The following is a 26,716-nucleotide window of genomic DNA, read 5'->3' on the forward strand; positions in this document are numbered from 1 at the left end:
TTATTTTAGTATTAAATCATAATTTTAACAATACTTGTTAATTAAAGTTTTGTTCAGATTGGTTTTCCAAATTAAGTGATTGTCGCAGTTGTAGATACTTGGGATCATACATAAATTCAGGGTTGTTAACCAGTTCTGTTGCTTCTTGCCTAGCTGCCTCTAACGCTCCAAAATCACCAATAATATCCCCTACTTTAAAATCAGGAAGTCCTGATTGTTTCGATCCAAATAAATCTCCTGCGCCTCTTAATTCCAAGTCTTTTTCGCTTAAAACAAATCCATCCACTGTTTCAGTCATAATTTTCATCCGTTCAATTCCTGTTTCACTTTTAGGGTTAGCTACCAAAATACAGTAAGATTCTTTGTGACCACGCCCAACACGACCTCTTAATTGATGAAGTTGGGATAAACCAAAACGATCTGCATCGTAAATCACCATAGTTGTGGCGTTAGGTACGTTTACTCCTACCTCAATAACTGTTGTAGAAACTAAAACAGCTAGCTTATTTTCTTTAAATTGATGCATCACCTGTTCTTTTTCGGCTGGTTTCATTTTTCCATGTAGCAATCCTACTTGATAGCGTGATGCGTAATAAGCAGACAGTTTTTCATAAATATCTGTTGCATTTTTTACATCTAAACTTTCTGATTCTTCTATTAGTGGACAAATAACGTAAGCTTGAGAGCCCTTTTTTAATTGGCGTTCAATAAATTCCAGAGTCAACTCAAAATTTTTAGGTCTAGTCCATGTTGTTTCAATAGGAATTCGTCCAGCTGGCAACTCATCAATAATAGATACATCCATTTCTCCGTAAGTTGTAATGGCTAATGTTCTTGGGATGGGTGTCGCAGTCATAAACAATACGTCCGGCTCCTTGCCTTTATCTCGCAATATTTTCCTTTGATTCACTCCAAAGCGATGTTGCTCATCTGTTATGACCAATCCTAACCGAGAAAAATACACATCCTTTTGAATCAAAGCGTGGGTTCCGATGACAACATCCAAGACGCCGCTTTTTAACTCTTCTAAAATAACTCGCCGCTCTTTTGTTTTTGTTGAGCCTGTCAACAATGCAATACGGACTTCTAATGGATCAAATAATTCACTCAAACTCTCCATGTGCTGCTCTGCTAAAATCTCAGTTGGAACCATTAATGCAGATTGAAAATTCGCATTCGCAGCTGCAAACAAAGCTATGGCAGCAACAATAGTTTTTCCACTTCCTACATCTCCTTGAAGCAATCTATGCATGTGCATAGGTTCTTTTAAATCGATACAAATTTCATTTACAACTCTTTTTTGAGCAGTTGTTAGTTCAAAAGGTAAAGAATGAATAAATCGTCTTAAATCTTTAACATCGTATTTTATTTGCAACCCATAACCAACCGCTTTTTGTTTTTCCCTTAAATTTTGGAGCTTTAATTGATACAATAAAAATTCTTCAAAGATAATCTCTCTTCTAGCTTGCTTTGATTGTTCTTGTGAAGTAGGAAAATGCATACCGTAAACGGCCTCATTATGAGTAACCAATCGATATTTTTTCTTTAAGTATTTAGGAACGTTTTCCGGAATAAGTTCTTGGTAATCTTGATACGCTTTTTTGACTAAAACAAAAATTGTTTTTTGTTTTATCCCTTTATTCGCTTTATATATAGATTCAAAATCATTATTTTGATCTGAGGAACTAGTACCTAGAATTTTAATACCCGTTAAACTTTTACGTTTGGCATCCCACTTACCAAAAACTGCTAGTTCTTCACCAGCAACAATCTTACTTTTTAAATAGGACTGATTGAAAAAAGTAATCACGATTACCGCATGTTCAATGACTAGTCGAAATGATAATCGATTCTTTTTGGGACCAAAACGGCTGACTACTGCTTCTGAAACAACATTCCCCTTTAACGTCACTTTTTCTTGATCTTCTATTTCTAGTAAATTCTTTTCTTTGATATCTTCATAACGAAAAGGAAAATGAGAGAGCAAGTCCAAAATAGTGAAGATACCTAGCTGATTTAACGCTTCTTGACGTTTCTGACCAACCGAAGGAAGAACAGATACTGGATCATAGATGGTTTTCCCCATAGTAGTTCAACCTTAAATGCAAAAAAAATAGCACCCGGTTGTTCATCTCCTCTCAATCACTTTTTTTAGATTACTATTCATAATTTTTTTAAAAATAGACAACAATAGTAAAAATAAGAGGCTATTTTTATTATTGTTGTCTATTATATTTAAATTATTCTACAGATAATAAGTACGGATAAACAGGTTGTTGTCCTTCGTGAATTTCAACTTCTACGTCTTGAAATTCTTGAGTGATTTCATCAGCAATTTCATTTGCCTCATCCATATCGCCATCTTCACCTAATAAAATGGTAACAATTTCACTTTCATCAGTAATCATTTTTCTAAGCGTCTCCAAGACTGCTTCTTTACAATTTAGTTTAGAGACTTTAATTTTACCATCAATGATTCCCATGTAATCATTTTTCTTGATACTAATACCTTCAATTTCAGTATCACGAACAGCTGTAGTGATTTGTCCGCTTATAACATTTTCTAACTCCATGCTCATCTCTTTTTTATTGGTTTCTAAATCATTCAGTTCATTGAATGCTAACATGGCAGTCATTCCTTGAGAAACTGTTTTACTTGGAATAACAACCACAGGTAAGTCGCTTACTTCTGCGGCCTGATCAGCAGCCATAAATATATTTTTATTATTTGGTAAAATAATAACTTTCTCAGCATTGATAGAATCGATTGCTTTCAATATATCTTCTGTGCTAGGGTTCATTGTTTGTCCCCCACTAATTACGTAATCGACGCCTAGGCTTTTGAACAGACTTTGTACGCCTTCCCCAGCAGCAACAGCTATTACACCATATGGTGTTTTTTTATTGGGGGTTTTAGCAGCCTTTGGTTTTTCATTTACTAAGATTGTTTCATGTTGTTCACGCATGTTATCTACTTTTATTTTTACAAGTGAACCGAATTCTTGTCCATAATTCATTACTTCTCCAGGACGTTCTGTATGAACATGAACTTTAACGATTTGATCATCTGATACCACTAAAAGAGAATCTCCAATTTCGTTTAAATGATTGCGGAAAGTATCGTAGTCAAATTTTTGTTTAACTGTTTCTCCATCGCCTATTTTCACCATAATCTCAGTACAATAGCCAAATTTAATATCTTCTGTAGCAATATGATTAGAAACACTACGATGATGTTCTGCATTAACCATTTCAGTCATTTCTTTTGCAGAAGGTTGATACTCTTCATCTTCACTAATTTTACCTGATAAAACTTCTAAAAACCCTTCATAGATGAACAAAAGACCTTGCCCTCCACTATCTACTACGCCAACTTCTTTTAAGACCGGCAACAAGTCCGGTGTTCTTGCTAAAGATTTTTTTGCTTCACGAACGACAGCATCCATTACCACAACAACATCATCAGTGGATTTAGCTTGCTTTTCACCAGCTTTTGCTGATTCACGAGCAACAGTTAAAATAGTTCCTTCAACTGGTTTCATGACAGCTTTATAAGCTGTTTGGACACCATTTGTAAAAGCAGCTGCAAATTCATTTGCTGTTAATGTTTCTTTATTTTCAATTGCTTTTCCGAAACCTCTAAATAGTTGAGATAAAATAACTCCAGAATTCCCACGGGCTCCCATTAATAATCCTTTTGATAAGGCTGCTGCAAGTTCGTTGATCTTATTTGAATCAACATTTTCAATTGCTTTAACTCCACTTGCTAATGATAAGTTCATATTTGTTCCGGTATCTCCATCTGGGACAGGAAAAACATTTAATGAGTTAACATATTCTGCATTCTTGTTTAAGCGTTTGGCTCCAACTGCAACCATATTGCGGAACTGTTTACCTTCTAACTTTGTAACATTCACCACTATATCCTCCTTCATCACTTCTAATCAAAGCGACTACGACAATTTCTTTTTTTAGTCTTTCAAAACACGAACACCTTGCACGTAAACATTTACTGCTTGGGCAGAGATATCTAGCATTGTTTCTAAATCATATTTAACTTTTTCCTGCACATTACGACTTACTTCAGAAATTTTAGTCCCATAACTGACAACAATATAAACATCCACTATCACGCCATTATCTTCCTGACGTACAATTACACCACGTGAATAATTTTCTTTTTTAAGAATATCATTTAAATTATCACGAATCTGATTTTTGCTTGCCATACCGACAATACCAAAAATTTCAGTTGTTGCTCCTCCGACTACCGTTGCAATCACTTCGTTTGAAATATCGATAACACCGAATTGCGTTTTTATTTTAACTGCCATGGTAAAAATCCTCCTTTTGGCTAGTTAGCCATGAATTACTACTCCATATTTTATCATAGCTGGTTGAATATTAAAAGGTTTAAGGATGAAAACTCGCTGTTCTCTAATAGTAATAACCAGTTTTATTTTTTATTTTTTTCTTTTCTAATTTAATCTGTTATAAAATGCAAACTATTTGCTTTCAACTAAGCTGTCAAGTAAAATTCCTTGAAAGAAAAATGTTGCATATATTGTCTAATTATGATAAATTATGAAAGTATGAGTGTATAGATTGAAGCCTTGCTTCGAGATATTGGCAAAGGAGGAAAGAATAATGGCTAAAGTATGTGTTATTACAGGACGTAAAGCAAAAAGCGGAAACAACCGCTCTCACGCTATGAACAAAACAAAACGTACATGGGGTGCTAACTTACAAAAAGTTCGCATTTTAGTTGATGGAAAACCTAAAAAAGTTTGGGTTTCTACTCGCGCTCTTAAATCTGGTAAAATTGAACGCGTTTAAACAGAATAAAAAATAGAGTTGAGACAATTGTCTCAACTCTATTTTTTTAATCTTTACTTTGTATAACAGCTACCAAACCTGACTCAAAAGAAAACTGAGCTTTCTCATTTGCAAATTCGTTACTCGCTAATGAACAAGGAAAAGCAATGTCTGTTTCAGTTAACTCATACTTTACTCCAGTTAACGTTAATTTTTCAACTGACGTTAGGCAAATAAAAGCCAAATATTTTTTGTCTCTTTCTTTCTCAATCGTATAAGTTCCAGGTATAAAATAGGATAAACTGTTTTTATTATCAACTATTCTTATTTTGGAAATATATGGTTGAAAAGTAGGTAGGAAGACAAGCCATAAATTATTTAAAAAATGATCTAATCGCCCGCCAGTTGCACCAAATATGGTTACTTCTTCGGGGAAATATTCATGAAATGCTACTCTGACAGCTAACTCAGTATCCGTTGCATCTTTTTCGGCAGGAAATTGGCGCACATCCTCTACCTCATTTTTCAATTTATTAAGTTCTGCTGGAGTAATGGAATCAAAATCACCTAAAGCTAAAACTGGTTTAATTCCATAGTCTAAAAGTCTTAACGCACCTCTATCAACACCAATCCAAATTAAACTCTCGTTTGATCTATTTTTGATATCTGGCAAACACTTTTCTGGTCCTCCAACCATTATTGCAATGTTAGTCATTTTAACGTACGGCATCTTTGAGAGACATTAATCGTTCAATAGGTTTTGGCGCATCATAAATATAAGAGCCTGCTACAAAAACATTTGCACCTGCATTTTTACAGATTTTAGCTGTCTCAGGAGAAATCCCACCATCTACTTCAATTTCATAACGGTACCCTCTATCTTTTTTCAAGTTGCTTAATAATGAAATTTTAGAGACTGTTTCCTTGATAAAGCTCTGACCGCCAAAGCCTGGGTTAACCGTCATAACTAAGACCATATCTACTTCACTTAAAACCGGCATAATTGATTCTACTGCTGTTCCCGGATTGATGACCACCCCAGCTTTTACACCTTGATTTTTGATTAACTGGATTGCACGATGAATATGATAGGTACTTTCTACATGGACCGTAATAATATCTGCTCCCGCTTTAGCAAAAGCCTCAATATAATTTTCAGGATTCTCAATCATCAAATGACAATCTAAAGGTAATTTGGTTATTGGACGGATTGCAGAAACTACGTTTGCTCCAAATGTTAAATTCGGAACAAAATGTCCATCCATAACATCTACATGTATGTAATCCGCTCCTCCTTCTTCAACCAATCGAATATCTCTTTCTAAATTAGCAAAATCCGCACTTAAAATAGATGGTGAAATTTTCATATATATCCTCACTTTTCTTTTTTATTGTATTTTGGTTTTCGATTTTCGATTTCATCAAGGTACTGCAAGTAATGTTGATAGCGATAAGGTTGTATCGTACCTTCTTCAACCTCTTTTTGAACTTGGCAACCAGGTTCATTACGATGCATACAACTTCTAAAACGACAAAGCTCTTGTACTTCAACAAACTCTATAAATAATTCTGGTAACTCTTCTGCTTCAATCTCTAAAAAATCTATCGAACTAAAACCAGGTGTATCTGCTACCAATCCATCAAATAAAGGAATTAACTCAACATGACGAGTTGTATGTTTACCACGACCTAAAGCTGAAGAAATAACATCAGTTTTTAAATCTAATTTAGGAGCAATTTGGTTTAATAGTGTGGATTTGCCAGCACCCGATTGCCCCATAAATACCGTCAATTTATGGGGGAAATACGTGACCAATTCTTTAATGGCTTCATCATTTGTTTTTGAATCTGGAAGAATAACTGGATAACCTATTTTTTCATACTGCTCCTTTAGCGTAGTTACTTCTACTATTTGTTCTTCAGTCAATAAATCTATTTTAGTAATATAGATAATAGCATGTATGCCTTTACTTTCTAATGTTATTAAAAAACGATCCAATAAATTAGTAGAGAACTTTGGCTCTATGGCTGACATGATAATGATTCCCAAATCAACATTAGAAACTGTAGGACGTATCAATTCATTTTTTCGTGGAAGTAATTCTTTAAGAATACCATCAGTTTTTGTGCTACTTTCAAAATCAACGTAATCGCCAACCATAGGCGTTAATTTACGCTTTCTAAAATTGCCTCGGCCACGTGTTTGATAGGTTTCACCTTCATAATAAACGTAATAAAAACCACTCAATGCTTTTCTAATTTGTCCTTTTGGCACATTGTTCCTCCTTTATCTTTTTTATTTGCTATTTTAACTAGAAAGATATAATCCTTTTTTATATTTTAACACCAAAAAACCCGAAAGACTAGTTTATGTCTTTCAGGTTCTTCATTATAACCGGAATAAATTGTTTTTATGGAGTAACTTCATCTTCTTCAATTGTTTCACCATCTCTAACAATTTTGTATCTTCCTTTTTCTCCTTCTTGTAAAACAAAATCTAGTTCGATTTCAGTATCTTCTGATATCTCAAATTGTTGATAAACTGTTCCTAAATTGTGTTCTTGATCTTCTATATAAATAGTAATGGAGTTAGGAATAAGTTGTGACTCCTTGCTCTCATCACTATTTCCAGAAGAGTTCGTTTCTTCTGATTCTTCATAGGAAACAGCAATTTTTTTGCTAACTGTTTTTGCTAGGATTGCTTCAGGTCCTTGTGAAATAACCACTGAAATATCTGCTCCTCCATATAAAACAGTTCCTTTTGCTGGATTTTGTGATAGAACTTGCCCTTCAGCCACTTCGTTAGAATACTCTTTTATAATCGTCCCATTTAACCCATTATCATTCACATAATCTCTAACACTTTTTTCAGAATAGCCGATCAAATCACGCATTTCAAATCCAGCTTGTCCTGTGCTGACTGTAAACGTAACAGTTGTGTCTTTAGGATTAACTTCTTCGTTCTCATTAATATCTTGTGAAATAATTAAGCCTGAATCTACTGTATCGTTACTTTGATCTTCACGCTTAACAGTGAAATTTTGCTCACTTAATTCTACACGAACTTCTTCATATGATTTCCCGGTATAGTCTAGAAACTCAACAGTTTTTTCCCCAGAGCTAAGTACGATATCTATTGGTGTATTTTCTTTTACACTTAAGCCCATTTCAGGCTTAGATCGTATAATATGGCCTTCTTCGATCTCATTGTTCGCCTCTTTTGTGATTTTTCCGAGAAGTAATTTTTTTTCAGATAATACCTTAGTTGCTTCATTTTCAGTCATATCTGTTATGTTCGGTACATTGACATCTTTTGGTGCGCTATTTGCTATTATGAAAAATACCCCCACACTCAATAGGGATAAAGCCAATAAAATCCACAGTAGCACTTTACGTCTTTTATTTTTTTTCATTTGTACTTCGTCTGATTTAGTATTATTTTTTAGTTGTTTGCTATCTGACTGTTGATTTCCTTTAGTTTTAGCTTCTCCTTTTGAGATAATTCCAGCTACAGGAATTGGTTCTAAAACTTTCGTCGTTTCCATCATGCTAGATGGTGTATATTTCGGTTCATCTCTTCGGTCTGCTGATAACGCAGAAGTTAAATCATTTTGCATTTCGTAAACAGATGTATATCTATCTGCTACTTCCTTAGCTGTAGCCTTCAAAACGACATTTTCTAAAGCTTGTGGAATGCGTTGATCATATTTTTTAACGGAAGGCACCGTCTCTTGAAAATGTTTCAAAGCAATTGAGACAGCAGACTCTCCATCAAATGGAACATGACCAGTCAACAATTCATATAAGATAATCCCTAGGGAATAAACATCGGATTGATTGGTTGCCATTCCACCGCGTGCTTGTTCAGGCGATAAATAATGTACTGAACCTAATAATGAGTTAGTCTGCGTAATAGAAGTTTGAGATAGAGCAACTGCAATTCCAAAATCTGTGATTTTAACTACTCCAGATTCATCAATTAAGATATTTTGCGGTTTTAAATCGCGATGAATAATTCTATTATGGTGAGCAGCATTTACTGCAGATAAAACTTGATTCATAATATCTGTAACTTTTTGATAAGGAATTGGAAAATTAGCATGAATGTATTTTTTTAAATCCATTCCTTTAACATATTCCATTACAATGTATTGATTATTATTTTCTTCACCAATATCATACACACTCACAATATTAGGATGGACCAGTTCAGTTGCTGCAAGTGCTTCACGTTTAAATCTTCTAATCGTGTCCTGATCATCACGAAAATCATAACGTAATACTTTAACGGCTACATCTCTATCTAATATTAAATCATGCGCTAAGTAAACATGGGCCATTCCACCGCCACCAACCGTTCCGGTTATTTTATAGCGGCCATTTAATTTCGTTCCCATTTCCATACCTATTTACCCCCTTTTTCTTTAAATGGTTCAATTAGTATGACAGTTACGTTATCGTACCCACCACGTGCATTAGCTAACGAAACTAAACTTAAAACTTTTTTTTCAATGTTTACATCAGATACATTTAATATTTTTACTATCTCTTTATCGCTTACCATATTAGTTAATCCATCAGAGCAAAGCAATAACTGGTCACCTTCTAAAACAGGAATATCTATTATATCAACTTCTACTTTTTTAGAAACCCCTAAAGAACGTGTTAAAATATTTTTTTGAGGGTGTTTTAAGGCTGCTTCCGGTGTTATTTCGCCACTCTTTAATAATTCATTAACTAATGAATGATCGTCTGTGACTTGTTTTAAATTCCCACTCATAAATTGGTAAGCCCGACTGTCGCCAACATTAGCAACTATAAAAATATTATTGACTAGAACAGTCGCTACAAGAGTCGTTCCCATTCCTTCCAAATCAGGATACTGAGTTGATTTTTCGACAATGCGCTCATTTTCTTTATTTATGTGTTTTTGCATCCAATTTTTAATAGTATCAATATCATTCAAATTGTTTTTTTCCCAGGCGTTGCCTAAATGAGAAACGGCCATTTCACTAGCTACGTCTCCTGCTTTATGACCACCCATTCCATCACATAGAACAGCTAATAAAATGCCTTGGCTATTTTTAAAATATCCAGCATAATCTTGATTATTTTTCCTTTTCTTTCCAATATCGCTTTGAAAAAAAATATGCATTACTACACCTCACCCAATCATCAAAAGTCATTATATTTTAATTGCTTTTTTTCTTAAACAACTAATAAAAAAACCATCTGTTCCAAAATTTTGTGGAAAAATCTGCATTAAATTGTCTTGAACCGTCTCATTCAAAACTTCACTCGCGACAACAGGCACTTTTTCAAAATTTGGATGAGTTGTTAAAAAGGACTCTATTGTTCCCTGGTTTTCTTCTTTGGTAATTGTACATGTACTGTATACTAATAATCCATCTTCTTTTAGTTTTGGAGCTACACTTGTTAAAATATCCAATTGAATTTTTTTTAGTTGAGTGATATCTTGAGATTTTTTTGTGTATTTGATGTCTGGTTTTCTTCTCATTAATCCTAAACCAGAGCAGGGTGCATCCACTAAAATACGATCAAAACTTTCGTCTTCAAAAGCTTCTTCAACTTTCCTAGCATCCATTGTTCTACCTTCAATTACTTTATCTACACGTAGTCTTTTAGCATTATCTTCAATTAATTTCACTTTATGCGGGTGCAAATCAAGTGCAACCACTTTACCACCTGCTTCTTGTGAAAGATACGAAGCAATATGTGTTGTTTTCCCCCCAGGGGCAGCACAAGCATCTAATACTTGGTGATGTGGTTCTATTTGCATAGCCGGTGCTACTAGCATCGAAGTTTCATCTTGTATCGTTAATTGGCCTGATTGAAATAAAGGTGACGAAGCGAAATGTCCTCCTTGACTAACTATGCCTGCTGGAGAAATAGAACTTTGCTCTACATTAAACCCTTCTTCTTCCATCGCTTTTATCGCTTCTTTTACAGATAAATATTTCTCGTTAATACGAGCACTAGAGTGGCTAGGATTTAAAATAGATTCTCCCAATTTTCTTGTTTCTTCTATTCCAATATCATCAATAAATTTTTCAACTAACCATCTTGGCATACTGATTTCGATGCTTAGCTTCTCAATAGGATCTTTTATTTCGTCAATCGATTTGAAACCTTTACGTTCAGCATTTCGTAAAACTCCATTGATAAATTTACTAACTCCAATGTGTCCTTTTTTCTTCGCTACTTCTACTGCTTCGAATAAAATAGCATGAGAAGGTATTTTATCTAAATAGATCATTTGATAAATAGATAAACGCAATAAATTACGAACCCAAACATCCAATTTTTGATTCTCTTTCAAAAAAGGAGCCAAATAGTAATCTAACGTTAACTTATGTTGCAACACACCATATACCAGTTCAGTCAATAAGCGCGCATCTGCTGGGGATAAATTATTTTTTTGAATGGTTTCATTAAGTAATAGATTAGAATACGAATTATCTTTTTCTATTTTTTCTAAAATAGACATCGCTAAATAACGACTTGTTTTTTTGGTGTTGCGTTTTTGCTCATTCTTATTATTTTCCATTTTCCCCTACCTTTTCTCCAATAGTTAATTGGTTTCCTATTCCACTCAAATAAGACTTTGTTTCCATTCTACTTTTCCCAGCAGGTTGAAGCTCATTAATTTGTAAGACGGTATTGTTGCCACAAGACACAAAAAAAGCTTTTTTTTCTATTCTAATAATAACTCCTGGTTCTTTATTTGTTTTCTCTTCTAAAGGTGTTACATCCCAAATTTTCAATCGATCATCACCAATAAAAGTATAAGCACCCGGCCATGGACGCATCCCTCGTACCTGACAATCAATTTCTACTGCTTCTTTAGTCCAATCAATAATTTCTTCTTCAGGTTTAATGTTAGGCGAAAACGTTACTTTTTCTTCATCTTGTAAGGCTGGTTTAATTTTACCGGTTAATAGATCAGGTAAAGTATCGATCAATAATTCTTTGCCTAATACACTTAAACGATCAAATAGCGTGCCGACATCATCACTTTTTGTAATAGCCAATGAACGCTGAGACAAAATTGCTCCCGCATCCATTTTTTTCTCCATATACATGATGGTCACACCTGTTTCTTTTTCACCTCTAATTAAAGCATAATGAACTGGGGCTCCTCCACGGTATTTAGGTAAAAGAGAGGCGTGAACATTAATAGCTCCATGTTTTGGTGCATTTAACAGTTTTTGCGGTAAAAATTGGCCAAAAGCTGCAGTAATAAGTAAATCTGGTTGCATCTCTATTACTTTTTCCATTTCATCAGAACCAGTTATTTTCTCCGGTTGCAAAACCAACAATTTGTGTTTAAGAGCTGCTATTTTCACAGGAGTCTGTGTCATAATTTTTTTTCGTCCAACTAATCTATCCGGTTGTGTAACGACAGCTACTATCTCATATTTTTCAGCAATTAATGCCTCTAATATTGGCACAGAAAAAGCCGGGGTCCCCATAAAAACTATTTTTGTCATGTTATGTTCTCCTCCATATAATCTTCTAAGTCTTCAGGTTCAATCTTTTGAATAATTTTATCTGTAAATAATTTCCCATCCAGGTGTTCTAACTCATGCTGAAAAGCGCGCGCTAAATAATCTTCTGCTTCAACTTCATAAGCATCACCATTTCTATCAAAATAGTGCAAGACAATCATTTCTGCTCGTTCAACTGTACCGTAGACTTCTGGAAAACTCAGACAACCCTCAACATCAATCGTTTTACCTACTGATTTTATAATTTTAGGGTTTATCATTTCAAACAAGCCTGTCTCTTCATCAACTTCAACTAAAGCTATTCTAAATGATTGGTTTACTTGTGGTGCTGCAATACCAATACCATCTCCAGCTACCATCGTTTCGTACATATCATCCATTAACTGAATAATTTCATCTGTAATAGCCAGTACTTCACTAGCTGGCGTAATCAACACTGGGTTAGGGTATTTTATAATTGGTAACAATGGCATCAACTTTTCCCTGCTTTCTTTAATTAAATAAAATGCATTGGTTCAGAATCAATGGCAATTTGTAACCCTTTAGCCATCTCTTTTTGAGATTGATTTAATAGTTCTTGCAATTGTGGAAACAATGTCGGCTCGTGTTTATATTTAATAATCGTTTGATAATAAAAACGATTATTTACTCGTGCCACTGCCTTTGGTGTAGGACCCAATAAAATAGTTTCCGGTTTTAAATTTGGTCTAATAGATTCTACAATCTCTTGCATTTTTTTTGAAGCTTGCAACTCTTCTGAATGGCTAGTTGTAATTAAAATAGTGAAATAAAACGGCGGATAATTCCCTCTATGTCTTAAAAGCATTTCTTTTTTATAAAAAGCATCATAATCATGCTCTTTCGCTAATTGAATAGAGTAATGTTCAGGATTAAAAGTCTGAACAATTACCTCACCTGTTAATTCAGCTCTTCCCGCTCGTCCACTTACCTGAGTTAATAGTTGGAATGTTCGCTCACTCGCTCTGAAATCAGGTAAGCCTAATCCAGTATCTGCATTTAAGACTCCCGCTAATGTAATATTAGGAAAATCCAATCCTTTTGCAATCATTTGAGTCCCCAACAATATATCCGCTTCCTTATTTCCAAAAGCTGATAACAGTTTTTCATGGGCTCCTTTTTTTCTAGTTGTATCTACATCCATTCTAATGACCTTCGCTTCAGGTAGAATGTCTTTTAGTTCTTCTTCTATTTTTTGTGTCCCAGTTCCATAATACCTGATTTTATGGCCATTGCAACTTGGACAGATACGAGGAATAGCTTCTTCATGCCCGCAATAATGACACTTCATTGTTTTCGTATCCATATGCAAAGTTAAAGAAATATCACAATTAGGACAAGGTAAAACAAATCCGCAATCTCGACACATGACGAATGAAGAATACCCACGACGATTTAGTAAAAGGACAATTTGTTCTTTTTTAGCAATACGATTTTTTATTTTTTCTTGCAACAAATTTGAAAAATTACTACGGTTTCCACTCTTCACTTCTTCACGCATGTCAACGACCTCTACTATAGGTAATTCTTTTTTATTCACCCGCTCAGGTAATTCAAGTAATGTATAAACTTTTTTATGAGCGCGTGCGCGCGATTCTAATGAAGGTGTTGCACTCCCTAATATTACAGGACAACTATGATAGTCCGCTCTCCATATAGCTATATCTTTAGCATGGTAACGTGGATTTTCATCCTGTTTATAGGTTCCTTCGTGTTCTTCATCAATAATAATGACACCAATATTTTTTACAGGTGCAAAAATTGAAGATCGCGCACCAACAACTACCTTAGCTTCCTGTCTTTCTATTTTACGCCATTCATCATATTTTTCACCTATTGATAAGCCACTGTGTAAAACGGCTACCGCTTCACCAAAACGGCCTTTAAAAGAATGGACCATTTGAGGAGTTAAAGCGATTTCTGGTACGAGCATTAAAGCTGATTGTCCATTCTTTAACGTCTCAGCTATTGTTTGTAAATAAATTTCTGTTTTCCCACTACCCGTTACACCTTTAAGTAAAAAAACTTCTTTCTCATGATGTTTAACAGCTTTCATAATAGGAAGCAATGCTTTTTCTTGAGTATCATTCAACATAAATGGTTCAGTTTTTTTAAATTCTTTATTTTTAAACGGATCCCGATAAATTTCTTCTTCAAAAAAAGAAAGCCATTTTTTATTTTGAGCTTCTCGTAAAATAACGGGAGAAATCCCATATTTTCCAGTCATTTCTTTAGTACTGATAGGCAGATTATTCAATGATTGAAGCTGACTTAGTAAGAGCAATTGCTTTGGTGCTCTTTTACCTAATCCTATTTTTTCTTCTTCTAATTGTTCAAATGTTAAGTTGGATTGAATCATACGTCTTTTTTTTGTTTTCGCTTGATTTTTTACCGAGTAGGTTAATTCAACGAGCTCTTTTTTTTTTAATTCTAATAACTGAGGCAGTAATCCTCGTTCAGTTGCTTCATCCCAAGTAAGTTCATTCTGCCCTTTAAATAATTCATACAATAAGTCTTCTGGTATTTCATCTATTATTTTCACTTTTTTTTCGTATTTTGCTCGCAACATAGCAGGTAACATGGTTTGATAACAAGTAATTTGAAAAGAAAAAGTCCATCTCGCCATTTCTCGACCTAATAATAACAATTCATCATTTAAAACAGCTGTTAAATCCATCAAGTTAGCTATAGCTTTTAAATTCCCTTCAAAATTACTTGCTTGAGTAATTTCAACAACAAATCCTTGAACTTTTCTAGCGCCTTTTCCAAAAGGAACTTCTACCCGCATACCAGGCATTATTTTTTCATTAAATTCAGCTGGAATCAAGTAATCATAGGGTTTATTTGTTTGCATTGTTGGAACATCTACAATAACCTGAGCAATTGAAACCACTCTTTATCACTTCCTTATTTAATCATTTGCTTTATCGCTATTTTAAAAATTTCTGCAGCAACTTCTTCTTTACTTCGAAGAGAAATTTCAATTGGTTCGCTATTCGGCATAAAAATAGTTACTTCGTTTGTATTTTTATTAAATCCAACGTTTGGTTTTGACACGTCATTAGCGACTATCATATTCGCTTTTTTGCGTTTTAATTTTTCTTGAGCATAACTTTCAAGGTCATTTGTTTCTGCAGCAAAACCGATTAGAAATTGTTTTTGTTTTTCTTGACCTAATTGATACAATATATCCCTTGTTTTTTCAAACTCTATGATAAGCGATTCTTCATTCTTTTTTATTTTTTTAGCAGCTTGTTTTTTTGGTCGATAATCAGAAACAGCTGCAGCCATTACGACTATATCGGCACTATTATATGTTTTCATTACTGTTTCTAACATTTCTGAAGCTGAACTAATGTGTACAACGTCAATTCCAAAAGGATTGGATAACTGTTTCGTAGCAGAAATAAGTGTTACATGTGCTCCTAAATCTCTGGCAACACTTGCTAAACTATAGCCCATTTTTCCAGATGAGTCATTTGTTATATATCTAACAGGGTCAATACGTTCTTTTGTTCCACCTGCCGTTATAATGACATGTTTATTTTTTAAGGGTAAATCTAGTTGTTGAGATACCAAAAATTGTTTTATTGACTCAACAATCGTTACTGGTTCTGGAAGTCTACCCTTGCCTTCATATCCTTCTGCCAAGAAACCTGTTTCTGGTTCCATAACAAAGCGATTATCCGCTCTTAAGGTTGTAAGATTACGTGCTGTCGCTGGATTTTCCAGCATATGTGAATTCATGGCAGGCACAACAAAAACTGGAGCTGTCGTAGCTAATAAAGTCGTAGTTGCAAAATCATCTGCTATCCCATTCGCTAGCTTAGCAATAATATTGGCAGTAGCAGGTGCGATAACAGCTATATCTGTCCAATCAGCTAAATGAATGTGACTGACCTTATCTTCTTGTCTTTCATCAAAAGTATCAGTGTACACATGATGTTTACTTAATATTTGAAAAGTTAAAGGAGTTACAAATTCCTGGGCTGATGCAGTCATAGCGACTTTAACATTCGCTCCCTGTTTAATTAACTGCCTAACTAAATCAGCAGCTTTATAGGCAGCTATACCGCCAGAAACATATAGTACGACATTTTTATTATCTAACACCTTGTCTAGCCCCCTTCATAATACAGCTGTATATTAACCATACCTTATTACATTTTACTAAAAAATAAAGCATTTGTCTTGTAAACCTTGTAATTCATTAGTTTTACTGCTCCTTTAAAAATAAAAATACTCCAAAAACAGGTAAATACCTATTTTGGAGTAAGTGTAAAATCTTTTTAGCAATTAAATAAGTAAACTTATTCTGTAGGACCGACAGTGGTAGGATCAATAACTAAATCTCCCGCATCAATTTCTTCTAGTGCACGTCCTACGTTTTTATGTGACTGGTAGGTTTCTAACATAGGCATAGCTTTAGCTTCCAATTCGTGCGCACGTTTACTTGCTAAAATAACCAAAGAATATTTTGAATCAATTTTTTCTAGTAAACTATCAATAGATGGTAATAACATCATAATTTTTACAACTCCTCAATCATTTTTTTGTATCGATGAATCACACGCGAAACTTTCAAGTGTTCGCATTCAATGATATTTTTAATTTTAGTAACTGCCTTTTCTACTTTATCATTTTCAACAGCATAATCATAGTGTTGCATCAAGTTGATTTCTTCAATAGCTTTTTCCATCCGACTTTCAATGACACTCGATTCATCTGTTCCTCTTCCTATAATGCGCGATTTTAATTCTTTTAATCCTGGAGGAGTCAAGAAAATAAAGATCCCTTCAGGCATTTTTTCTCGCACCTGTAAAGCACCTTGAACTTCAATCTCTAAAAACACATCTCTACCACTTGCTAATGTTTGATTAACATATTCTAGTGGTGTTCCGTAATAATTTCCAACGTATTCTGCGTATTCTAATAAACCGTCTTTTTCAATTAAATCTTCAAATTGTTCTTTTGTTCTAAAAAAATAATCAATCCCATCTATTTCTCCTGCGCGTTCTTTGCGCGTAGTCATTGAAATAGAATATTCTAAGTCATTTTCTTCTTGTTCAAAAATAGCTTTTCGTACAGTTCCTTTACCTACACCAGAAGGTCCCGAAAGAACAATTAAAAGTCCACGATCTATCATGTCAAAATCCTTTCCATCCTAAAAAAAATAAGTTTATTTCTTTTTTATAAATAAATAGTGTTTTAATCAAACGTTGCTAAAAAGAGTTTAAGGGTTTCCATCTCTTCATTCGTTAAAGTCAAGCCTTTACCCATTTTTTCATGATTTGGTGCCCAATCACGGATATCAAATTTTGGTTGATTGCCATTCCAACTGACTAAATTCAATTCTTTCTGCCATCCTTTATTATTCTTAGATAGCACTGTGATTTCTTCCATTATTTCATAAGAAAATTTTTGAGACACTATCTCTCCACCTCACATATAAACAATAAAATCAAATTTTGTTAACAACTAGTTATAAGCATTTGCCTTTCAGTGTACCATAAAAAATAGAAATGGTGAATATTTTTTTTATTTTCATTTGTTCTATATAAAAAGCTATGTTATTTCCATTAGATCAATTTTTAAAAAATTATTAAACTAGTAACAACAGCTCATCTTTAATAAAAAAAAGCAGCGTGAACAATAATTGTTCACGCTGCTTTTTATAGTTTAAACAGGATGAGTTTAGTATTCTAACCCATATCTTTAACTTTCATCAATCTAGTTATATTCGCTCTTTCATTTTCATCCAGTTTCATCTGAATAAAATAAATTGTTTCTTCTAATTGAGGTATTGTCATGTATTCTAAAGCATTTACACGACGACGTGTTTTCTCAATTTCATCTGCCATTAATTGACAGGTTTTTTCTATTTCTGAAAGTTCCAATAGTTCAGTCATAACTGCAGACATTTTTTCAATGGAAGTATCAAGTTCACTATTTGAGTTCAAGTAACCATATCTTAACTCATTTGTATCTTGACTCTCATCGTATCCAAAATTCATAACTGGAACTGAAACACTCATGATATTTTTTTCATACATCTCTAACTCAACTGAACGTGGTGGTATTGCTACCAGTTCTTCAATAAAATTTTCGTTCAATAAAGCCTTAGCCATTACAAAAGATTGCATTGCGCTAGTTAATTTTTCTTCCACTATTGAACGTAATTCATTGTTTTTTCTGATTAGAGTAATAAATTGGCGCATCAATTCATCTTGTTTATCTTTCAATAACTTATGACCACGAGTTGCCGTACTTAACCGTTGCTTTAAAATGGTCAGTTCCATTCTTGTAGGGTTAACATTTAATTTCGCCATTTAGACTTATTCCCCTTTCGGCAGGTATTCGTCTAACATATCATCTTTGATTCGTTTTAATTCTGTTCTTGGCAGAATAGCTAATAATTCCCAAGCCAAATCTAGTGATTCTTCAATCGAACGATTCGTATAATTACCTTGGTTTACATACTCGTTTTCAAAACGTTCACCGAATTTAGCAAATAGTTTATCCGTTTCGGAAAGAGCAGATTCTCCTAAAACAACTGCTAATTCTTTCGCTTGTTTCCCTTCTGCATAAGCAGCAAATAATTGGTTCATTGTTGGAGCATGATCTTTTCTTGTCTTTCCTTCTCCTGTACCTTTATCTTTTAAACGAGACAATGATGGAAGTACATCAATTGGAGGTTGGATACCACTATTGAATAAATCACGTGATAAAATAAGTTGTCCTTCAGTGATATAACCTGTTAAATCTGGTATGGGGTGAGTAATATCATCTTCAGGCATAGTTAGTATTGGAATTTGTGTTACAGAACCTTTTCCACCTACTAAACGACCGGCGCGTTCATATAATGTTGCAAGATTCGTATACAAATAACCTGGATAACCACGTCTTCCTGGAACTTCACGTCTAGCTGCTGAAATTTCACGTAACGCTTCACAATAATTGGTCATATCTGTCATAATAACTAGAACATGCATATCTTTTTCATAAGCTAAATATTCAGCTGCTGTCAACGCCATTTTTGGAGTTGCAATTCTTTCAATAGCCGGATCATCTGCTAAGTTGATGAACATAACTGAATGATCGATAGCTCCTGTTTTACGAAAATCCTCCATAAAGAATTCAGCTTCTTCAAAAGTAATCCCAATTGCAGCAAATACAATAGCAAACTCTTCTTCAGAATCTAAAACGGTTGCTTGTCGAGCTATCTGAGCTGCCAATTCTTTATGTGGCAATCCTGAACCTGAAAATACAGGTAATTTTTGTCCTCTAACTAGGGTATTCAAATGGTCAATAGAAGAAATTCCTGTTTGAATGAATTCATCTGGGTAATCGCGAGCCATTGGATTAATCGGTTCACCATTTACATCTAATGTTTTTTCTGGAATTAATTCAGGACCATCATCGTTGATTCGTCCCATCCCATCAAACACACGACCAACCATGTCTTCAGAAACGTCTAGTGATAAGGGTCTACCTAAGAAACGAACTTTTGTATCTTCTAAATTTATTCCACTTGATCCTTCAAAAATTTGAACCATTGCCTTATCGCCGTTAATTTCTAAAACTTGACCACGTCTTTTTTCGCCTGTTTGCATTTGTATATCAACTAGCTCATCAAATTTAACGCCTTCTACTCCTTCAACTGCCATTAAGGGGCCAACAACTTCTGTTACTGTTTTATATTCTTTAAGCATCTGTGTCCATTCCCCCTTCTTCAACAATCTGATGGATAGTGTTTTTAATGTCTTCTTTTAATTCATTAAACTTGCCGATTTCTTCTTCCGAAATATATTTGCTACGTCCAATTTTTTCTCGAACTGCAACGGTCCCTTCAATAATTTCATTGAAATAAGAACCTAATTTCATGCCAGCTAATGCTTCGTCTTGGAAATCAAGGATAGTAGAAAGCATTCCATACTGTTTTTCTATCGATGTATAGGTATCAACATCATCAAAAGCATTTTGTTGTAAGAAATCTTCACGAATCATTTTAGCTACTTCAAGTTTTAATCGGTCTGTTTCTGATAGAGATTCAACACCTACCAAACGAACAATTTCTTGCAATTCAGATTCGTCTTGTAATAACGTCATGGTTCTTCTTACCATGCCAGTCCAATCTTTTCCTAATTTTTTTCCAATATAGGTTCCTAATTCAGATGAATACAATGAATATGAAGATAACCAGTCAATAGATGGAAAGTGACGTTTTTGAGCCAATAAATTGTCTAAACTCCAAAACACTTTTGCTACCCGCAAAGTATTTTGAGTTACTGGTTCTGATGTATCTCCACCTGGAGGTGATACTGCACCAATCGCAGTGATACTTCCTTCACGGCCTTCAGAACCTAATGCAATAATTTTACCAGCACGTTCATAAAATTCTGCAATTCGACTACCAAGATAAGCAGGGTATCCTTCATCCCCTGGCATCTCTTCTAAACGACCTGACATCTCACGAAGTGCTTCCGCCCAACGAGACGTTGAGTCAGCCATAATCGCCACACTATAACCCATATCTCTAAAGTATTCTGCAATTGTAATACCTGTGTAGATAGAAGCTTCACGAGCAGCAACTGGCATATTTGAAGTGTTGGCAATCAAGATGGTACGTTCCATAATCGATTCACCAGTGCTAGGATCTACTAATTCCGGAAACTCATTAATTACGTCTGTCATTTCATTTCCGCGCTCACCACATCCAACATAAACCACTAAATCAACATCAGCCCATTTAGCTATTTGGTGTTGCACAACTGTTTTACCCGCGCCAAAAGGTCCTGGAACTGCTGCTGCTCCTCCTTTTGCTACAGGAAATAACGTATCAATAACTCGTTGTCCTGTAATCATTGGAGCATCTGGATTTAATTTTTTAGCTGTTGGACGACCTTGTCTAACTGGCCATTTTTGCAGCATCGTAAATTCTTTTAACCCATCTTCAGTATCTAGTGTATAGATTGTTTCATTGATATCAAAACTTCCATTTTCAATGCTTTTAATCGTTCCTTCAACACCATAAGGTACCATTATTTTGTGTACAATCACTTTGGTTTCAGGAACAGTTCCAACGATATCTCCTGCAATCACTTTAGTTCCAACTTCTACAGTCGGAGTGAATGCCCATTTATCCGTACGGCTTAATGATTTAATTGAAACACCACGAATTAAATAGTTGCTATCTGTTTTTTTCATAAACTTATCTAATGGACGTTGAATCCCATCAAACATTTGTGAAATCATTCCAGGAGCCAATTCAACTGATAAGGCTTCTCCAGTAGTTTCTACTGTTTCCCCAGGTCCAATCATTGATGTTTCTTCATAAACTTGAATAGAGGCTACGTCATTACGCATTTCAATGACCTCACCAATTAATCCAAGTTTACCAACTTTACAAATATCTTGGATATTGGCTTCCTCCATCCCATCAGCCGTAACTAATGGTCCAGAGACACTCACAATTCTTCCTTTGTTCAAACTGGTAACCTCCTATAAAATATTTTGTCCAACTGCTTTTTCAACATTTTGTTGAATTCTATTTTTCCCGATATCCAATGATCCTAAATGATTCGGTATTAAAATAACCGCTGGTTGAGCTACTTGATCGTATCGTTCAATTGTTTCAGGTATTAATTTCCCTAATGGTTCGGTTAAATAAATAATCCCATAATTTTCTTTAGCTAATTGGTCTACAATACGTCTGGCTTCTTTAGCTTCAGATGCATAAAAGATATTAAAACCTAAAATTTTAAAAGGCAGAATGGAATCTTTATCACCAACTACACCTATTTTATAAGCCATAAATGATTCGCATCCTCTCTCTTATGTCTTTAATTGGAAGGTTATTTTCTTTCCCTACTAAGATTAAGCGTAAGTTTTTCACTTCGTTTTCTTTAGCATACATATAAGCCAGTATAGGCATCGGTCCAAAAACTTCCAGTTTAGCGTCTTTCATTTTCTCCATATAAGCATTATCCGTATGCAAGTCAAGTTTTACAGGTGATAGTTCTTGCGTTTCTGGATTAATAGAGTTCAAAACAATATCGCTGTATTTACCTTCAGAAAGTTTTTTTCCAGCATCAATTAAATTCTCGTTACTGAGTTGAATCAGCTCTTTTTTAGAGATACTTCCTGAACTTGATAAAATTGTTGTCAAAAAGTTTTGTGACCGTTTTTGTTTGATAGCTCTAGATAATGTAGACAAATTGTTCAAATCAATCAACATTGTAATCAAATCAATTACTTTTGAATCTCCAATACTCTCTGCTAATTGTTTCAAGTGAGTAAAATAGCGTCGATCTAAAATAATATCAATTGATTGAACATTATGGTATTCATTGTAATCTGTTTTAACTTCTTGGATGCTAGTCATGTATTCTTGACTTAGTTCATCTGATTTTTCTGTTTCTACTGCTTGTTTAAAAGATGAAATAGATTCTTTTCCAATCGGAATAAGCATATCAGAAAAATCATTTTGAGTTAAATTTTCTTTTAACATTACTTTTAAATTATGATAAGAATAACGCAATGAAAACAACTCAATTAAAGCTGGTTCAGGACTAATCGTAAATAGTTCTTCGTACATGCGTTTCAGTTCATTTACAAGTAACCTATCGTAATTTTTTGTTCGCTTTAACTCTTCGACATCATTGCGATAGGGTGTATCTTTTAATACACTTAGTGCTTCCTCGAAATTAGAAGACTGTAGCATCCGTTCAAATTGATCATTTTTAAGGAGGTTACTTTCGAAAACACGAATGCGTGCATTAGTCCCAGCAAAAGCTGTTGGCTTCATTTATTCTCCCCCTTTTTATTAAAACAATTTCTTAGAAACAGATGGTATTAATTGACTTTTAATTTCAGTGATCAAAGAATCAAACAAATAATTGTATTGGATACCTGTTTGGTCTTTAACAATAAACCCTGATTTCTTACTAATCGTTTCTGACGATAACGATACGGGTATACCTTGTTGAGTAAGACTTCTTAACCAATATTCAGACACTTTCGAACTAGAATGTTCACCAAGAACTAATTCAATGGTTTCCAATGACTTAAATTGTTCCAAGACAGATAATAAAAATTGTTGAAATTCTGTTTCGTCCCATTGTTCCATAGTTGTTTGAACTTTTTCAAAAATATTTAATAAAAAATGTTGCTTTTCAGCTAATATTTTATTTCGTTTTTGATTTTCTAAGCTGTTTTTATTCTTCTCAAAATCATCTGCCAAACGTTTGTCAATTAATTTTATTTGTCTTACTTTTTCTTCTTCTATTTTTACTTCAGCTAGTGCAATTGTTTCTTTTGCTTCTAATTCAGTCTGGCGTATTTTTTCTTGTATTTCAGCTTTCTTTTTATCAATCATACGATCAGTAATGAGTTTTAAATCTGACATGATTTCCCTCCACTCTTAACTATTTCTTGTTTATATAGAAAATAATCGATTTTCTATACGTTTAATACTAATAAGAATGAAATAACGAAACCTAAGATTGCATAAGTTTCAACCATCGCTGAAAAGATAATTCCTTTTGTTGCATGCTCTGGTTTTTTAGCTAAAATTTGGATACCCGCAGCAGCAACCCGTCCTTGAGCTATACCTGAGAATAATCCAGTGAAAGCAATTGGCATTGCAGCCATTAACAAATATAAACCTTGACCCAAGGTTGTATCAACACCTGTATTCAAGTAAATTAAGAACGCAATAACGAATCCATATAATCCTTGAGTACCTGGTAGCAATTCTAAAATCAATGCTTGTCCAAATTTTTCTGGTTGTTCTGTCGTTAGTGCGGCTGCTGCTTCACCAGTCATACCCACACCTTTAGCTGAACCAATTCCTGAAAAGATTGTTGCGAATCCAATTCCCATTGCTGCAAAAAATAAACCACCGTTATTTTCAGTTAAAAATGTTATTAAATTTCCCATTATAAAATTCCTCCATTATTGTTTTTTATGTCTCTAGTTAAAATTTTCATTGTCTTTTCTTTAAATAAATATGTTTTTCAAACGTCTTTAACGGGCTAAGTGCATGTCCGCCACCTTCATAAAATTTACCAAAAAATTCAACATATTGTAACCTTGCTGTATGCACATACGCACTCAGATAAACTAAGAAAATATTTAAAGTGTGTAGCGCGATAAACAGTACTATCCCTACAGTAAACTTAGCTACTGGTGGAAGGAAATCAACAATCATATTAAATGCTGCTGCGATACTTCCTCCTGAAACACCTAGAGCCATCAATCTAGTATAGCTGACCAAATCGCCCACATACCCAGTAATACCGTATAAATTATAGAATCCTAGGGCAGCGCCGATACCTTTGTTTTCTGAAGATAACACAGTTACGAAAATAATCCCAATAACGTTTACGCCAATTAGAATATAAGCAACTAAATTAAGAATTGGGCTTTCAAAGACCATCATCCCTAATACTAATAAACCGATACCTACTAAAATTCCAACCCAAGCCATGCCATCAACATAGCTAGAAGCGCGTTCTTGCTTTCTCCACTTGACGCCACTATTAACAAGCAACCCATATATAAGTTGAACAAAACCAAAGATAACTGAGATAATTAATATCGTTATGACATCAGATGTCGTAGACAGAAGTTGGATGGGTAATTCATACCCCATAAAGCTACCATAAATCAAACCCCAAGTAATTACGGAGTAAGATAACAAGTTGAAAAAGCGAATAAATTTAGCCATTCCACGATCAAGATTAAATAATTTTTGAGCAGCAAGAGTACCAATTAAAAGAATCAATCCGTAACCTACGTCTGCACTCATCATGCCAAAGAAAACTAAATAAAAAGGCATCATAACTGGTGTTGGATCGATATCGTTATATTTAGGCAAACTATACATTTCAGTTATACTTTCAAAAGGTTCTACAAATTTATTGTTGTTTAAAACTACCGGAACGCTATCAAATTCCTTCATTTTAATTTCTTCTGAGATAACCGCATACTTATCTTTCCCAACATGTTCGTCTAACAGTTTACTTAAATCAGAAAACTGATCTTCTTCTAACCAGCCATTTAACAAGAACAAGCTTTTACCGTTCAACAAAAGATCTTTTCCTATTTCTCTTTGATGTATATTGTAATAATATTCTTCACCTAATTGTAATTCTTTTAATTGAGGAGAAAACTGTATTAATTCTTTTTCGAGTTTTTGTTCTTTTTCTTGTAGCTGTTTATTTTCTGACATGTTTCTTTGTAACTCTTCTTTAGGTAACGATTGGTAAGGGTAGTTGAATTTAGTAAACTGAAATTGATTCAGAACGTCTTCAATTGTTTGCTGATTTTCTTTTGCAGTGATTATCAGATAAGCAGCTTCATCCTTATATTGGAAAATTTCATCAACATAATTCGGTCCAGATTCTTTTAACGCTTCTTTAAATCCTGATACATTTCCTGTAGAAATAGTTCCAACAAATGCTGAAGTTACTTTGAATTTTGCTAAATCATTTGGGTTGAAACTCAATGGTTCCCACTTGCGTAAAAAAAGTTCTTCTTCATTTAGCGTTTTTTGTTTTTGATCTAAAATAATAAGTTCTTTTTCTTTTTCTGAAACATCCTGGCAAATATCTTTCAACCGAGTAACTGAAATTGTTTCTTCCAATTCTGCCAACGTGTATTCTTCTCTCCCTGACTTTAATTTAGCAAACATTCCTGCTTTAGGAATGTGTTGATTTAAATAAGTCAAAGAATATTGAATATCCTTTAATCGTTCTTCGTATTCTGTTCTCCCAACTGCCGGTTTTTCTTTGGAGTAGTAATCAAGAAGCGTTGATTCCTCTAAAGTAGACAGGTCAAATAATTCTAATCTCTGTAGCTCCTGTACTGCTTTTAGAAGAAGGTCTTTATCTGTTTGTTCAGCCAAGAGAGTTACTTTTTTCATTTTAGCTATTGCCATAGCGATTGACGACCTCCTTAACAATGTCATTAACTACATTTGTTTTATTCATCTGAACGGACTCTTTCATCTCTTTTACTTCGACCGCGATTACTTTATTTAAATCTTCTTCTATAGAGGTGACTTTTTGATCATATTCTTTTTGTTGCTCAACTTCATATTTTTTTAATTCTAAGGATAATTCCTTTTTTTGTTCTTCAATTGTTGCTTGCTCTTCAGTTTTTATGTTTTTTATTTCAACAACACTGTCTTGTTCTAATTTCGTTGCTCTTTCTTCTGCTTCTTTGACATATTCTACAGTTTCTAGACTCATTGTCTCACCTCCTCTAAATAAAAAAATAGGCGTGCTTAAAAAGACTCCTTCTCACCCCTTGAAGAATTATCCTTGAAAGCTGTCGCCCAACCATTGTAC

General features: G+C 34.2%; 26 protein-coding genes and 1 other annotated feature. Of the genes, 1 reads left to right on the plus strand and 25 read right to left on the minus strand.

Translation table 11 applies throughout. The features are described 5' to 3' along the window. Positions 1–37 precede the first annotated feature (37 nt). The 3 genes from recG to BR44_RS02885 form a co-directional block, all read right to left on the minus strand. Positions 38–2,086, minus strand: coding sequence for an ATP-dependent DNA helicase RecG (gene recG, locus BR44_RS02875; protein ID WP_034550467.1), 2,049 nt, complete (start codon positions 2,084–2,086; stop codon positions 38–40). Positions 2,087–2,240: 154 nt separating this feature from the next. Beyond that, positions 2,241–3,917: a DAK2 domain-containing protein gene (locus BR44_RS02880; RefSeq protein WP_034550468.1), complete on the minus strand. Its 1,677-nt coding sequence runs from the start codon at positions 3,915–3,917 to the stop codon at positions 2,241–2,243. Positions 3,918–3,971: 54 nt separating this feature from the next. Further along, positions 3,972–4,334 (minus strand): Asp23/Gls24 family envelope stress response protein, encoded by a 363-nt coding sequence (locus BR44_RS02885; protein ID WP_034550469.1) that lies wholly within the window; start codon positions 4,332–4,334, stop codon positions 3,972–3,974. 313 nt (positions 4,335–4,647) lie between these two features. Here BR44_RS02885 and rpmB point away from each other — a divergent pair, with 313 nt between their 5' ends. Continuing rightward, positions 4,648–4,836 carry a 50S ribosomal protein L28 gene (gene rpmB, locus BR44_RS02890; protein WP_034550470.1) on the plus strand — a complete coding sequence of 63 codons (189 nt, stop codon included), beginning with the start codon at positions 4,648–4,650 and terminating at the stop codon, positions 4,834–4,836. A gap of 46 nt (positions 4,837–4,882) precedes the next feature. Here rpmB and BR44_RS02895 read toward each other — a convergent pair whose 3' ends face one another. The 22 genes from BR44_RS02895 to BR44_RS03000 all read right to left on the minus strand — a co-directional run bounded on the left by BR44_RS02895 (position 4,883) and on the right by BR44_RS03000 (position 26,617). Then, complete coding sequence (locus BR44_RS02895) at positions 4,883–5,545, minus strand: thiamine diphosphokinase (protein WP_084676079.1); 663 nt, start codon at positions 5,543–5,545, stop codon at positions 4,883–4,885. Further along, complete coding sequence (rpe, locus tag BR44_RS02900) at positions 5,532–6,182, minus strand: ribulose-phosphate 3-epimerase (protein WP_034550475.1); 651 nt, start codon at positions 6,180–6,182, stop codon at positions 5,532–5,534. The genes BR44_RS02895 and rpe overlap by 14 nt, the downstream gene beginning before the upstream one ends. 8 nt (positions 6,183–6,190) lie before the next feature. Then, positions 6,191–7,090, minus strand: coding sequence for a ribosome small subunit-dependent GTPase A (rsgA, locus tag BR44_RS02905; protein WP_034550477.1), 900 nt, complete (start codon positions 7,088–7,090; stop codon positions 6,191–6,193). Positions 7,091–7,226: 136 nt separating this feature from the next. Further along, complete coding sequence (pknB, locus tag BR44_RS02910; RefSeq protein WP_034550480.1) at positions 7,227–9,218, minus strand: Stk1 family PASTA domain-containing Ser/Thr kinase; 1,992 nt, start codon at positions 9,216–9,218, stop codon at positions 7,227–7,229. A 2-nt stretch (positions 9,219–9,220) separates the two neighbouring features. Further along, positions 9,221–9,970 carry a Stp1/IreP family PP2C-type Ser/Thr phosphatase gene (locus BR44_RS02915; protein WP_034550484.1) on the minus strand — a complete coding sequence of 250 codons (750 nt, stop codon included), beginning with the start codon at positions 9,968–9,970 and terminating at the stop codon, positions 9,221–9,223. 30 nt (positions 9,971–10,000) lie between these two features. Beyond that, positions 10,001–11,383: a 16S rRNA (cytosine(967)-C(5))-methyltransferase RsmB gene (gene rsmB / locus BR44_RS02920; protein ID WP_034550486.1), complete on the minus strand. Its 1,383-nt coding sequence runs from the start codon at positions 11,381–11,383 to the stop codon at positions 10,001–10,003. Further along, on the minus strand, positions 11,373–12,326 hold the full coding sequence (fmt, locus tag BR44_RS02925) for a methionyl-tRNA formyltransferase (RefSeq protein ID WP_034550488.1): 954 nt from the start codon (positions 12,324–12,326) through the stop codon (positions 11,373–11,375). The genes rsmB and fmt overlap by 11 nt, the downstream gene beginning before the upstream one ends. Continuing rightward, entirely contained in the window at positions 12,323–12,817 is a 495-nt protein-coding gene (gene def, locus BR44_RS02930) for a peptide deformylase (RefSeq protein ID WP_034550491.1), read from the minus strand. The genes fmt and def overlap by 4 nt, the downstream gene beginning before the upstream one ends. Before the next feature lie 23 nt (positions 12,818–12,840). Next, positions 12,841–15,255, minus strand: a complete 2,415-nt coding sequence (gene priA, locus BR44_RS02935) for a primosomal protein N' (protein WP_034550492.1) — start codon at positions 15,253–15,255, stop codon at positions 12,841–12,843. 14 nt (positions 15,256–15,269) lie between these two features. After that, positions 15,270–16,475 carry a bifunctional phosphopantothenoylcysteine decarboxylase/phosphopantothenate--cysteine ligase CoaBC gene (gene coaBC, locus BR44_RS02940; RefSeq protein WP_034550493.1) on the minus strand — a complete coding sequence of 402 codons (1,206 nt, stop codon included), beginning with the start codon at positions 16,473–16,475 and terminating at the stop codon, positions 15,270–15,272. A 197-nt stretch (positions 16,476–16,672) separates the two neighbouring features. Continuing rightward, positions 16,673–16,888: a DNA-directed RNA polymerase subunit omega gene (gene rpoZ / locus BR44_RS02945; protein ID WP_034550494.1), complete on the minus strand. Its 216-nt coding sequence runs from the start codon at positions 16,886–16,888 to the stop codon at positions 16,673–16,675. Positions 16,889–16,893: 5 nt separating this feature from the next. Next, a complete protein-coding gene (gmk, locus tag BR44_RS02950) occupies positions 16,894–17,508 on the minus strand; it encodes a guanylate kinase (protein WP_034550496.1) in 615 nt (204 codons plus the stop codon). Between the two features lie 62 nt (positions 17,509–17,570). Continuing rightward, positions 17,571–17,792 (minus strand): YdbC family protein, encoded by a 222-nt coding sequence (locus BR44_RS02955; protein WP_034550498.1) that lies wholly within the window; start codon positions 17,790–17,792, stop codon positions 17,571–17,573. 272 nt (positions 17,793–18,064) lie between these two features. Next, positions 18,065–18,691 carry a V-type ATP synthase subunit D gene (locus BR44_RS02960; RefSeq protein WP_034550499.1) on the minus strand — a complete coding sequence of 209 codons (627 nt, stop codon included), beginning with the start codon at positions 18,689–18,691 and terminating at the stop codon, positions 18,065–18,067. A 6-nt stretch (positions 18,692–18,697) separates the two neighbouring features. Continuing rightward, positions 18,698–20,074, minus strand: a complete 1,377-nt coding sequence (locus tag BR44_RS02965) for a V-type ATP synthase subunit B (protein WP_034550501.1) — start codon at positions 20,072–20,074, stop codon at positions 18,698–18,700. Further along, positions 20,067–21,851, minus strand: coding sequence for a V-type ATP synthase subunit A (locus BR44_RS02970; RefSeq protein ID WP_034550503.1), 1,785 nt, complete (start codon positions 21,849–21,851; stop codon positions 20,067–20,069). Before BR44_RS02970 ends, BR44_RS02965 begins: the two co-directional genes overlap by 8 nt. Positions 21,852–21,863: 12 nt before the next feature. Beyond that, on the minus strand, positions 21,864–22,175 hold the full coding sequence (locus tag BR44_RS02975; RefSeq protein WP_034550504.1) for a V-type ATP synthase subunit F: 312 nt from the start codon (positions 22,173–22,175) through the stop codon (positions 21,864–21,866). Then, positions 22,165–23,169, minus strand: a complete 1,005-nt coding sequence (locus tag BR44_RS02980) for a V-type ATP synthase subunit C (RefSeq protein WP_034550506.1) — start codon at positions 23,167–23,169, stop codon at positions 22,165–22,167. The genes BR44_RS02975 and BR44_RS02980 overlap by 11 nt, the downstream gene beginning before the upstream one ends. 18 nt (positions 23,170–23,187) lie before the next feature. After that, positions 23,188–23,769: a V-type ATP synthase subunit E gene (locus tag BR44_RS02985; protein ID WP_034550509.1), complete on the minus strand. Its 582-nt coding sequence runs from the start codon at positions 23,767–23,769 to the stop codon at positions 23,188–23,190. Between the two features lie 53 nt (positions 23,770–23,822). After that, positions 23,823–24,302: a V-type ATP synthase subunit K gene (locus tag BR44_RS02990; protein ID WP_034550511.1), complete on the minus strand. Its 480-nt coding sequence runs from the start codon at positions 24,300–24,302 to the stop codon at positions 23,823–23,825. Positions 24,303–24,348: 46 nt separating this feature from the next. Continuing rightward, positions 24,349–26,304 carry a V-type ATP synthase subunit I gene (locus BR44_RS02995; RefSeq protein ID WP_034550513.1) on the minus strand — a complete coding sequence of 652 codons (1,956 nt, stop codon included), beginning with the start codon at positions 26,302–26,304 and terminating at the stop codon, positions 24,349–24,351. Next, a complete protein-coding gene (locus BR44_RS03000; protein ID WP_034550515.1) occupies positions 26,291–26,617 on the minus strand; it encodes a hypothetical protein in 327 nt (108 codons plus the stop codon). Before BR44_RS03000 ends, BR44_RS02995 begins: the two co-directional genes overlap by 14 nt. A gap of 45 nt (positions 26,618–26,662) precedes the next feature. Beyond that, positions 26,663–26,709 (minus strand) — a sequence feature (sodium ion sensor (DUF1646 type); this cis-regulatory element may regulate processes involved in with the transportation of sodium ions). Positions 26,710–26,716: the final 7 nt, after the last annotated feature.

Origin of the sequence: Carnobacterium funditum DSM 5970 (assembly GCF_000744185.1) — a bacterium.
Classification (GTDB): Bacteria; Bacillota; Bacilli; order Lactobacillales; family Carnobacteriaceae; genus Carnobacterium_A; species Carnobacterium_A funditum.